Annotated in this window: 13 protein-coding genes; 6 read left to right on the top strand and 7 right to left on the bottom strand. The window is 61.1% G+C overall.

The features are described from left to right. Positions 1-43 precede the first annotated feature (43 nt). Positions 44-538 (bottom strand): hypothetical protein, encoded by a 495-nt coding sequence (locus tag ACRC4F_RS11240; protein ID WP_438659383.1) that lies wholly within the window; start codon positions 536-538, stop codon positions 44-46. A 112-nt stretch (positions 539-650) separates the two neighbouring features. Beyond that, complete coding sequence (locus ACRC4F_RS11235; protein WP_438659382.1) at positions 651-929, bottom strand: hypothetical protein; 279 nt, start codon at positions 927-929, stop codon at positions 651-653. Positions 930-1,020: 91 nt separating this feature from the next. Between ACRC4F_RS11235 and ACRC4F_RS11230 the strand changes: the two genes are divergently transcribed. Further along, on the top strand, positions 1,021-1,800 hold the full coding sequence (locus ACRC4F_RS11230) for an AraC family transcriptional regulator (RefSeq protein ID WP_438659439.1): 780 nt from the start codon (positions 1,021-1,023) through the stop codon (positions 1,798-1,800). A 45-nt stretch (positions 1,801-1,845) separates the two neighbouring features. Further along, positions 1,846-2,838: a diaminopimelate epimerase gene (locus ACRC4F_RS11225; RefSeq protein WP_438659381.1), complete on the top strand. Its 993-nt coding sequence runs from the start codon at positions 1,846-1,848 to the stop codon at positions 2,836-2,838. 102 nt (positions 2,839-2,940) lie between these two features. On the opposite strand, the gene codA is transcribed toward ACRC4F_RS11225, so the two are convergent. The 5 genes from codA to ACRC4F_RS11200 all read right to left on the bottom strand — a co-directional run bounded on the left by codA (position 2,941) and on the right by ACRC4F_RS11200 (position 8,377). Beyond that, positions 2,941-4,185 carry a cytosine deaminase gene (codA, locus tag ACRC4F_RS11220; protein WP_438659380.1) on the bottom strand — a complete coding sequence of 415 codons (1,245 nt, stop codon included), beginning with the start codon at positions 4,183-4,185 and terminating at the stop codon, positions 2,941-2,943. A 13-nt stretch (positions 4,186-4,198) separates the two neighbouring features. Beyond that, positions 4,199-5,470, bottom strand: a complete 1,272-nt coding sequence (gene codB / locus ACRC4F_RS11215) for a cytosine permease (protein WP_438659379.1) — start codon at positions 5,468-5,470, stop codon at positions 4,199-4,201. Positions 5,471-5,766: 296 nt separating this feature from the next. Beyond that, positions 5,767-6,600 (bottom strand): alpha/beta fold hydrolase, encoded by an 834-nt coding sequence (locus tag ACRC4F_RS11210; protein WP_438659378.1) that lies wholly within the window; start codon positions 6,598-6,600, stop codon positions 5,767-5,769. 255 nt (positions 6,601-6,855) lie between these two features. Further along, positions 6,856-7,212, bottom strand: coding sequence for a 6-carboxytetrahydropterin synthase QueD (gene queD, locus ACRC4F_RS11205; protein WP_008152165.1), 357 nt, complete (start codon positions 7,210-7,212; stop codon positions 6,856-6,858). 85 nt (positions 7,213-7,297) lie between these two features. Continuing rightward, complete coding sequence (locus ACRC4F_RS11200; RefSeq protein ID WP_438659377.1) at positions 7,298-8,377, bottom strand: patatin-like phospholipase family protein; 1,080 nt, start codon at positions 8,375-8,377, stop codon at positions 7,298-7,300. A 307-nt stretch (positions 8,378-8,684) separates the two neighbouring features. Between ACRC4F_RS11200 and ACRC4F_RS11195 the strand changes: the two genes are divergently transcribed. The 4 genes from ACRC4F_RS11195 to ACRC4F_RS11180 are packed head-to-tail and all read left to right on the top strand — an operon-like array spanning position 8,685 to position 11,283. Continuing rightward, complete coding sequence (locus ACRC4F_RS11195) at positions 8,685-8,993, top strand: PepSY domain-containing protein (protein ID WP_438659376.1); 309 nt, start codon at positions 8,685-8,687, stop codon at positions 8,991-8,993. Continuing rightward, the gene (locus tag ACRC4F_RS11190; protein WP_438659375.1) at positions 8,993-9,301 is read left to right on the top strand and encodes a PepSY domain-containing protein; all 309 of its coding nucleotides are present in this window, start codon (positions 8,993-8,995) and stop codon (positions 9,299-9,301) included. Before ACRC4F_RS11195 ends, ACRC4F_RS11190 begins: the two co-directional genes overlap by 1 nt. A 3-nt stretch (positions 9,302-9,304) precedes the next feature. Then, complete coding sequence (locus ACRC4F_RS11185) at positions 9,305-9,973, top strand: response regulator transcription factor (protein ID WP_438659374.1); 669 nt, start codon at positions 9,305-9,307, stop codon at positions 9,971-9,973. After that, positions 9,970-11,283: a sensor histidine kinase gene (locus ACRC4F_RS11180; protein ID WP_438659373.1), complete on the top strand. Its 1,314-nt coding sequence runs from the start codon at positions 9,970-9,972 to the stop codon at positions 11,281-11,283. Before ACRC4F_RS11185 ends, ACRC4F_RS11180 begins: the two co-directional genes overlap by 4 nt. Positions 11,284-11,382: the final 99 nt, after the last annotated feature.

Below are 11,382 nucleotides of genomic sequence, written 5' to 3'. Positions count from 1 at the left end.
ACGAATCGTTGTTGCGCTCGATGCATTTCCACTGCGGGGGGGCTTATGGGTCAATGCCACGGCATGCCGAGGATCCCGCGCCCCCAGTTCCAGCGACGAGCCCACCCGGGTATCCACTGGGGCCTTTCCACCGTTCACCGACACAGAATTGCTGATCACCGAAGGTGCGCATCCAGCGATCAACGTACTCCGGCGCATAACCCCTGACGAAGTCGAAGCGCAAGCCTTGGGCGCCGTAATCGTCGCGCAGCGTGATGAACTCGGCGTTGAAGGTTTCGAACACACGCGGATTGTCGGTATTAAGATCGACTTTGCCATCAAGGAAGGCGTCGCCTTTTTCGCAGGTTCGGCAATCGTGACGCCATTCGTTTCGGCCTCTGAGAAACAGCGGTTCGGCGTTGCGACTGGAGTTCCAGTAAAAGCCTTGCAGCAGGATGTCTTCTCCTGAGCCATTGCGAACGGCCACCCTTGGATCGTCGATGACCACTGCGCCCACTACCAGAGTAACCAGCAGGGCCAGCAGGTAAATCCGTTTCATGACCTTCTTCCGATCGTGAATCATGAGCTTCACTCTGACCCGCCGGCGAAGGCTTGTCTGCTGTCATAACTGACAGGTCTGGCAGACTTGTTCGAAATAAGCGGCGATGGATTTATAACTGAGTGGCTGAGGGGACGCCCTGCTCGTGCTCGCACAATTCCCTAAGTACCTGGTCTCGCACCTCCATCAGTTCGAACAGCCCCAGTGCTCGTAGCGCCGGCAACGCCTGGAGAATATCTTTCGTCGCGGCAGTGCGTTGATCGTCGGGTGTCTGGGGATTGATCAGCAGTCGGGCATTGATCAGAAAGGCCCCGACGGTGCCTTTGCGAACGGTAATTCCATTGAACAGGCCTTGGTTCAGATCATCGGGAAGCAGGTCTTCGGCGCGCATGGTTGAGGCTCCAGTGAGTGAGCGCTCAGACTGAACCGTTGTTCATGGCTAAACTGCGCTATCCGGGTCATTTGATAACGTGAAACTGCCAATGGTTAAACCGCTGATATCTATTGAACAGGCGCAATCCTCCACGGGGCCGATAGTGCTTGCCTCGGTCCTGAACAGCCCGATCGAGCGAACCAGCGCTCCTCACCGCCATGCACGCGGGCAAATGCTGGGGGCACGGCGCGGGCTGTTGACGGTGGAGGCGGCTGACCACCACTGGGTGGTGCCGGCGACCCATGCGGTGTGGATACCGCCTGACTGTGTGCATGGCTTGCGCTCCCATGGCCCGTTCCACGGCTGGAGTGTCTACGTGACTGCGCCGGCCTGTGCAGACTTGCCTGGGCAGCCCTGCATCATCGCGACCTCGGGGTTGCTGCGTGAGGCCGTCGACCGGGCGGCAACCTGGGGCGAAGGGCCGCTGGATCTGCGGCAGGAGCGGATCGCTCAATTGATGCTTGATGAAATCGCCGCGCTGCCCATCGAACCTTTCGGTCTGCCGCTGCCGCTCGATCCGCGTCTGCGGCGGATCAGTCAGGCGCTGGCCGACGACCTCGCCGACAATCGCTCGCTTGCGGCGTGGGCGCAATGGGCTGGCTTGTCAGCCCGGACCCTGGCACGACGCTTTGTCAGTGAAACCGGCTTCAGTTTCAGCCAATGGCGCCAGCGCGCACGCTTGTTGCGGGCGCTGGAACTGCTCGCCGCAGATATACCGGTGACAACTATTGCGCTGGAGCTGGGCTATGACAATGTCAGCGCGTTCATTGCCATGTTCCGGCGTGCGTTTGGCGTGACGCCGGGACGGTATTTCATCGCAGGACATTGACGCCTAAAGTACAGGCTCTTTCCAAGCTGACTTCGGGACCGATTCATGACGGCGTTCTACGATGCTCGAGGCAATATCTACGCGGTTGTGGCGCCCGATGAGGTGCGCGGTAGCGGTATCGAATTGTCGGACGAGGCCAGCCACGCTGCGCAAATCCGCGAGCGCTGGGCATTGGCGGCCATCGAGGCGTTCTGCAGTTGGGCGCCCGGTACCCAGCCGGCGGGCAGCAAAGACCATCGCTGCGACGGGTTGTTGGTGGGGCCGTTTCAATCGTCGCCACCCTTTGATCTGTTGATCGTCAATACCGACTGCACCCTCGCCGAGCGCAGTGGCAATGGGCTGACGATTTTCTCGCAGTCGCTCAGCGAGCAAGGATTAATGCCGAAGGAGGGGGCATGCCTGCTGCGGGTTCATCACGACAAACGCGATGCGGTTTCACCGGTGGACACCTCGGTGAAACCCGCTGAGGTCGACACCGTGCAAGGGTTCTGGCTGGATTTGGGAAAACCATCATTCGGACCGGAAGCGGTGGACGCGCACGGGGTAGAACGCGTGACGTTGAATGATCGCGAAGTCAGTCATGCGCGACCGTTGTCGGCGCTTGATCCGGCCTGGAACCGCAGCCAGTTTGTGCGCATCGGCAATCCGCATTGCGTGACGTTATTGGCGAATGCCGAGGCGTTGCCGAGTAATGAGCAGATGCGTGAACCACCCTTGGCCCAAGGCTTGATGCGCATTGCCTACGCTGCGCCGGCCGGGGCAGGGCAGCCGTGTGCGGCGGGGGTGAATCTGCAATGGGCAATGCTTGAATCCGAGGGGCGAGTGGTGGCGCGGGTGTTTGAGCGTGGGGAAGGGCCGACGGCGTCGTCGGGCACCAGCGCCAGTGCGGTGGCGTGTGCGGCCTGGCGGGTGGGTTGGGTGTCGGCGGGTGAGGTGAAAGTGGTGATGCCGGGCGGCACGGCGCCGATTTTGCTGGAGGAGTCGGGGGGCGAATTGAGTCGGGTCAGGCTATTTGGCACGGCTCGGTTGATGGGTTGATTATTAGATAGCTATCGCGAGCAGGCTCGCTCCCACATTTGAAATGCATTCCCCTGTGGGAGCGAGCCTGCTCGCGATGAGGCCCGCCCAGTCAGTGAAAATTCAGAGCTGATCCGCCCATTCCACCACCGGCATCGTCCGCTTCATCAACACCTTGCCATCGCGCACCGAATACAACGGCAAGCCCTGACTGCGAATCACCTCATAATCGCTGTCCGCCGACAGGATCAACAGATTTGCCGGCCGACCCTGTTCCAGCCCATACCGATCACCCAGGTTCATGGCCTTGGCGCTGTTATCGGTGACCAGGTCCAGCGCACTTTGCAGGTTGCGATACCCGAGCATGTGGCAGATATGCAGGCCGGCTTCCAGCACCCGCAGAATGTTGCCGTTGCCCAGCGGATACCACGGGTCAACGATCGAGTCCTGGCCGAAACACACGTTCATCCCCGCTTCCAGCAACTCATTCACCCGGGTCACGCCGCGGCGTTTGGGGAAATTGTCGAAGCGGCCTTGCAGGTGAATGCTTTCGGTGGGGCAGGAGACAAAACTGATCCCTGAATGCCCGAGCAGGCGGAAGAGTTTGGCGCAGTAGGCGTTGTCATAAGAACCCATGGCGGTGGTGTGGCTGGCGGTGACCCGCGAACCCATGTCACGGCTGCGGGCTTCTTCGGCCAGCACTTCCAGGAAGCGCGAGTGCGGGTCGTCGGTTTCGTCGCAATGCACGTCCACCAGGCAACCGGTACGTTCGGCCAGGTCCATCAGAAACTTCACCGAACTGACGCCCTGATCGCGGGTGTATTCGAAGTGCGGAATACCGCCGACCACATCGGCGCCCATGCTGATCGCTTCTTCCATCAACTCGCGTCCGTTGCGGTAGGACTCGATGCCTTCCTGGGGGAACGCGACGATTTGCATGTCGATCAGGTGACGGCTTTCCTCGCGCACTTCGAGCATCGCCTTGAGCGCGGTCAGTTGCGGGTCGGTGACGTCGACGTGAGTGCGCACGTGCTGGATGCCGTGGGCGGCGAGGGTCTGGATGGTTTTCTTGGCGCGGGTCTTGGTGTCTTCTTCGGTGATGGTCACCTTGCGTTCACCCCAGCACTCGATGCCTTCGAACAACGTGCCGCTCATGTTCCAGCGCGGTTCGCCGGCGGTGAGGGTGGCGTCGAGGTGAATGTGCGGTTCGACGAAGGGCGGCACCACCAGATTGCCGCCGGCGTCGAGGTCGTCGGGGCCCAGGGTCGGGGCTTCGGTCTGACGGGCGATGGTGCGGATCAGGCCGTTTTCCAGGTGCAATTCATGCAGGCCTTCTTGGTTGCGCAGGCGGGCGTTGATGATGTGCATCAGGCGAATCCTTTTATAGATCTTGTAATGGAGCTTCAGCAGCACGGGCACCCAGTACGCTGGTCAGTAACACATACGTTAGCGCGGCAGCGGCAATCCCTACCAGTGGCGCGACCCACGGCGAACTGAACGCGGCGACGGTTCCGACGGCATAGGCAGTCAAACCGGGCCAGTTGAACGCCGGCAATCGAGCATCGGCCAGACGAGGATATTGACCACGATAGCGGAAGAAGAAATCCGCCATGATCACGCCGCCTATCGGCGGAATCACCGTGCCGAGCAAAATCAGATACGGCACCAGCAGGTCGTACATGCCCAGCAACGCGAGCAATGTGCCGATGACCGCGCCGGCCAGGGTCACGGTTTTGCGACGACCGGTGCGCAACAGGTTGCAGCCGGCGACGGCGAAGTTGTAAATGGTGTTGTCCTGGGTGCTCCAGATATTGAGCAGCAACATGGCCATCGCGGCCATGGCGAAACCTTGCAACAGCAGTACTTCGACCACGTCCGGTTGCTGGTAGACGATAGCCCCGTAGGCACCGATCAACACCATCAGGCCGTTGCCGATGAAAAAGCCGATCAGGCTCGCCAGCACTGCGACCCGGGCGGAACGGGAGAAGCGCGTCCAGTTGGTCGCCTGGGTGGCACCGCTGACGAAGGTGCCGAACACCAGCGTAATCGCGGTCGACCAATCCAGCGTGCCTGTCGGGACCACCGCGAGCAGCCCGTCGATTCCACCGACTTTCACCGTGGCGACCCACATTGACAGCATCAGCAGCAACATCATGGCCGGCACCGCGATGTACGAGAGGATTTCCAGTCCGCGATAACCGACATACGCGGTGGCACAAAACACCAGGCCAAACAGCACCATCAGGCCCAGAACGGTGCCTTCGCTCAGTTCGAAATACTTGCCCAGCACCACGGCGGCCGTGGCTGTGCCCCAGGCGTACCAGCCGATCTGGGTGAAACCGAGGATCAGGTCGCTGAGCTTGCTGCCCACTTCACCGAAGCAGAAGCGCCCCATCAGCACCGAATTCAGGCCGCTTTTGAAGGCGATGTAACCCAGGCTTGCGGCGTAGATACCCAGGAGCAGATTGCCGACGATGATCACCGCCATCATCTCGCCAAAACTGAACGCCACGCCGAGCTTGCCACCGGCGAACATGGTGGCGGTGAAGAAGGTAAAACCCAACAGGACCATGGCGGTGGAGGCGAGGCCCTTGCGCGCATGCATCGGCACTTCGCTGAGGGGGTAATCGTTGCCCGGATCTTTTTGCGTCATGTGGCGTTCCTTGCTGAATGGGGGACGCGGGAAGGGTTGCAGTGGTCGTGCCAAGCGGGGATGGCTTAGTTATGTATAGCCGAGCCGGCGGGATTGACGCGGGGGAGGGCACAAAAGCGGTGCACTTGAAGGAATACGAAACCCATGTGGGAGCGACCTGTGGCGAGGGGATTTAGCGAGACGTCGCACCGCCCCGTTGAACTGCGCAGCAGTCCTCGCGATTTTGGGGCCGCTGCGCGACCCAACGGGGATAAATCCCCTCGCCACAGGTCGCTCCCACAGGGGATTGGGTTTCTTCAGGGGGATTGGATTAACGGCAAGAACCGTAGCAACGCCGCGACGATGGCTTCAGGCGCATCTTCCTGAACCAGATGCCCGGCATTGGGGACCGGGTGAAACTGCGACCCGGCAATCATTTGATGCAGCGCTCGCCCACGCTCGATGGGAATCCACTGATCATCCTCGCCCCACAGAATCTGCACCGGGCAACGCACCGTCGGGTACAACCCTTCGGCCTCACGGGTATAGCGCTCGTCCATCTGCGCAATCTGCCGATAGAACGCCGCCTGGCCGGGATCGCCCAGCCACGGTTGCACATACGGGTCGAGTTCTTCATCGGGGATGTCGCGCTTGATCGCCCCGCGAATATAGGCCGGCACGATCGCTCGCTGAATGTAATCGGGCAGGCCGCTGAACGCCGCTTCATGTTGACGCACATGCTGGACGAACGGCGAACCCCAAGGCGTTAGCGCCACCGGATCGATCAGGGTCAGGCTGCGGTAATCCTTGCCGTTAAGCAGGTGCGTGCGCAGGGAGGTGGCACCGCCGAAGTCGTGAGCCACTACGTCCGGCCGTTCAAGGCCCCAGTGCTCGAGCAAGTTCGCCAGCAGGTCGTTTTGCACACCCAGCGATACGTCGCCGGCGATTTTTTCGGATTGCCCATAGCCCAGCAGGTCGAAGTAATACACCCGGTGCGTGGTGATGAAGTGCGGGGCGATGCGGTGCCACACGTAAGACGAAAAGGGTGTGCCGTGTACAAACACCAGCGGCGGTCCGTCGCCGCGCATGGCGTAGCGAACGGAGTGCCCGTTGAAGCGATAGGTCTGAGCCAGCGGCCAGTCAGTCCTCATGCGGATGTCCTTTTGGCGTGTTCGAGCCAAAAAGCATAGGCATAAAAAAACAGCCAATGAAGGCTGTTTTTTGTATCACTGACGAAACGCATTCCGCAATTCAACTGTGGGAACAGGCTTTGTGGCGAGGGGATTTATCCCCGTTGGACTGCGCAGCAGTCCCATTTTTGGGGCCGCTTCGCGACCCAACGGGGATAAATCCCCTCGCCACAAAGGCTCGCTCCTACAGAGATTCATGGGGTTCTTTAGATGGGCTTACTCGCCGTGATAGATGCAACCGCTGGTGCACGTCTCGTGGATACGGATTGCGCTGAGTTCGGGCAGCAGCGGCTTCAATTCCTTCCAGATGAACTTGGCCAGCACTTCGCTGGTCGGGTTTTCCAGGCCGGGGATGTCGTTCAGGTAGTTGTGGTCCAGACGCTCGTAGAGCGGCTTGAAGATCGCCTTGATTTCCGAGAAGTCGCGGATCCAGCCGGTGTGCGGATCGAGGTCACCGCTCAAGTGAATCGCCACTTTGAATGAGTGACCGTGCAGGCGGCCGCACTTGTGGCCTTCCGGGACGTGAGGCAGGCGGTGGGCGGATTCGAACGTAAACTCTTTGAAGATTTCCACAGTGATTTTCAGCTCTGTCAGGTGGCGATCGCCGCGGCGATGTGGGCAGGCGGCGAGTTTACCAGAGCGCCGGGCAAAACACTGACTAAAGGGTCAACAGGCGCTCGCCCAAGCGACCATTGGCAGCCAGTTCGAGGAACTCGTCACCCAGGCGACGGCTTTCGTCCATCGTCGCACGCCAGTATTTCTGCCGGCTCGGGGCATCGCCCATGAAGCGTTTGAAGTCGTTGCGGTCCGGCAGCTTGCCGTAAGGCAGGCGCGCCAGATAATCCTTCGACGGCGCCAGCAGCAGCACATCCTGCAACCGTTCAGGGCAGGCGCGGCGCCACGGCAGGGTTTTGTCGAACCAGCCGGGAATCACCCGGTCGGTGAAGTGCGGATACAGCACAATGTCGTTGCCGCTGTAGGGCAGGTCGAGGTGATAGTCGAGCAGACCGCCGTCGCGAAAGGTTCCCACGCCGGCCCCCGGCAGATCCCGCACGCCTTCCATCACCATCGGGATCGAGCCCGAGGCCAGCAGGGCCTGACGCAGGTTGCCGGCATTCAGCGTGACAAAGCGCGATGGGAAATCGTTGAGTGCATGGACCGGCGGCGCCAGGCGCGGGTCGTGGATGATCAGCCGTTCGAAGTGCCGCGACAGTCGCGCCCGGCCGCGCAGGTTGTCGGCGATCACCGACGACAGGCCCAGCCCGAGGCGTCCTCGGTGATCGTCCGCGAGCAGGCCGTGGCTTTTGACCACCATGATGTTGAGGCGGTAATGGGCGTTGTCCAGAATCGAAGCATCGCGGCCGTCGAGCAGTTCATCGAGCATGCGCCGGGAGCTCTGGCTGATCTGCGCCATGGTCACGCCCTTGGCGAAGTTCTGCTCGGTGTAGAGGTGACCGAGGCGCCGGATGCCTTCGGCGGCATCCGGCAGGCAGGCGCTGGCAAAGCGCCAGGAACCCACCGAGGCGCCGATCAGCGCGCGCTCGCGAGGCGCGGCCGGCAGCCATTCGCCGAACAGCGCCAAGTCCAGACCTTGAATCCCCAAGGCTTTCGGCCCACCGGCGGCGCCCGGCAGCGTGCCGACATCGGCGGCGCTCAAACCGTGCTCACGGATGCGCGCCAAGGCACGCGGGCCGGCCTTGAGGGTCAGGGAAGGAAACTTGATGTGGATGGCGGTCATACCGGTCTCGATGTCTGGCAAGCGGGGGATTATAAACAGGTCAGGCAACGCAAAAAATCCACTGTAGGAGTGACCTGTGGCGAGGGGATTTATCCCCGTTGGACTGCGCAGCAGTCCTCGCGATTTTGGGGCCGCTGCGCGACCCAACGGGGATAAATCCCCTCGCCACAAAAGCTCAGTCCTACAGGTTTTGTGCAGGTCTTTGATGTCGAGGTGCCACTCCTGATGATGGCAATTCAGTTTCAGTTAAGTTCAGCCCGCTAAGGTGCCCCCCGTACGCAACACATAAAAATACGGAGACACCCCCATGAAAACCCTGACTGCCCTGTTCACCGCATCCATCATCGCCATGACCGCCAGCCTCGCCCACGCCCGTGACCTGGGCCCCGATGAAGCCCTGCGGCTGCGCGACGCTGGTACCATTGTGTCTTTCGAGAAGCTCAACGCCACCGCTGTGGCCAAACATCCCGGTTCCGATATCACTGGAACCGAGCTGGAAGAGGAGTACGGCAAGTACATCTACCAGGTTGAGCTGCGCGACCCACAAGGCATCGAGTGGGATCTGGAATTAGACGCGGTCAGCGGCCAGGTTCTCAAGGATCATCAGGATACGTAATGAAGGTGTTTTCGTTTTCACGCATGACGCTGCTGCTGCTGCTGGCGTTCTGCTCGGTCGTCATGGCCCGCGACCTGGACCAGGATGAAGCCCTGCGTTTGCGCCAGCAAGGCGTGATCCTGCCGCTGGAGCAGCTCCTGCAGCAGGCGTTGGACCTGTATCCCGGGTCCAAACTGCTGGAAGCCGAGCTTGAAGAGAAACACGACGTCTACATTTATGAAGTCGAGTTGCTGACCACCGAAGGTGTGGTCCGTGAACTGGACCTCGACGCCGCCACTGGCCAGTTACTGAAAGACAAGGAAGATTGATCGATGCGATTGCTGCTGGTGGAAGACCACGTACCCCTGGCCGATGAATTGATGGCCGGCCTCAACCGCCAGGGTTACGCCGTTGACTGGCTGGCCGATGGCCGTGACGCGGTATATCAGGGCAGCAGCGAGCCGTATGACCTGATCATCCTCGACCTCGGCCTGCCGGGTCTGTCGGGGCTCGAGGTGCTGGCGCAATGGCGGGCCGGTGGATTGGCGACACCGGTGCTGATCCTCACCGCGCGCGGTTCCTGGGCCGAGCGCATCGAGGGCCTCAAGGCCGGTGCCGACGATTACCTGACCAAACCGTTCCACCCAGAAGAGTTGCACCTGCGGGTTCAGGCGTTGTTGCGTCGTTCCCACGGCCAGGCCAACCAGCCGACGCTCAAGGCTGCCGGACTGCACCTGGATGAAGGTCGTCAGTGTGTGACGCGTGACGGCGCCGACATCCAGTTGACCGCTGCCGAGTTTCGCCTGCTGCGCTATTTCATGCTGCACCCCGAGCAGATCCTTTCCAAAAGCCACCTCGCCGAACACCTCTACGACGGGGAAACCGAGCGCGATTCCAATGTACTCGAAGTTCACGTCAACCATCTGCGGCGCAAGCTTGGGCGCAGCGTGATCGAAACCCGTCGCGGTCAGGGTTACCTGTTCGGCGGGCAAGCCCGGTGAGGTCGATTCAGCGCCGCTTGAGTCTGGGGCTGATCAGCGTAATGGTGGTCGTCGGCCTGGTGCTGGCGCAAACCAGCCTGTGGTTGTTCGAAATGGGGTTGCAGCGCTACCTCGAAGACGGTTTGCGCAATGACAGCGAAAACCTGCTGGTGGCACTGGTGCGCGGGCCGCAGGGGCTGCAACTGGATGAGCGGCATCTGTCGCCGGCCTATCAACGGCCGTTTTCCGGGCATTACTTCCGTATCGATTTTGCCGACAAGCATTGGCGTTCCCGCTCGTTGTGGGATCAGGAACTGCCGCCTCTCGACCATCCCGGCCTCCACAGCAACCTGCAACTCGGTCCGGAAGGCCAGCAATTGCTGGTGCTGCGTTCGGATTATCGGCGGCTCGGGCAGTCAATCTCGATCAGCGTGGCGCAGGACTACACACCGGTGCGCGAAAGCTTCCGGCGCATGCAACAAATCGGTCTGGGTCTCGGGCTGGCGGGGCTGCTGCTGATTCTGCTGCTGCAACGCATCACCGTGCGCCGCGCGTTGCGTCCACTGGAAAAGGCCCGTGAACAGATCGCCCAGCTGCAGCAGGGACAGCGCTCGCAACTCGATGATCAGGTGCCGGTGGAGCTGGAGCCGCTGGTGGCGCAGATCAACCATTTGCTCGCTCACACCGAAGACAGCCTAAAACGATCGCGCAACGCCTTGGGCAATCTTGGGCATGCGCTGAAAACGCCGTTGGCGGTGTTGTTGAGTGTGGCTTCAAGCGAGAAGCTCGACGCTCATCCCGAGCTGCGCAAGCTCCTCAAGGCGCAACTGGAACAGGTGCAGCAGCGACTCAATCGCGAACTCAACCGTGCCCGCTTGTCCGGCGATGCGCTGCCGGGGGCATTGTTTGATTGCGATGCTGAATTGCCGGGGTTGTTGGCGACGTTGAACATGATTCACGGCGAACACCTGGACCTGAGCTATCGCGCACCCACCGGTTTGCAGCTGCCGTGGGATCGCGAGGACTTGCTCGAATTGCTGGGCAATCTGCTGGACAACGCCTGCAAATGGGCGGATGCCGAAGTTCGTTTGAGCGTGGACGAGACGGCTGAACGGTTTGAGCTAAGCGTGGAAGATGACGGGCCGGGGATTCCCGAGGCGCAGCGCGATCAGGTGCTGAACCGGGGAACACGGCTGGACGAGCAGACGGATGGGCACGGGTTGGGGCTGGGGATTGTGCGCGACATCGTCGACACGTGGGGTGGGGTGATGAGATTGGAGGAGAGCGAGTGGGGCGGCCTGAAAGTCGTCATCCAACTCCCCAAACGCTGACACCGCTCTCAAAAACACCGCGTTACTGTAGGAGCCGGCTTGCTGGCGATGGCGGCGATACATTCAACACATGTGTTGGCTGTGAGAACGCCATCGCCA

It is taken from the genome of Pseudomonas sp., assembly GCF_051660785.1.
GTDB lineage: Bacteria > Pseudomonadota > Gammaproteobacteria > Pseudomonadales > Pseudomonadaceae > Aquipseudomonas.
Note: the sequence above shows the minus strand (reverse complement) of the source record. Positions and strands in the feature narration are given on the sequence as shown.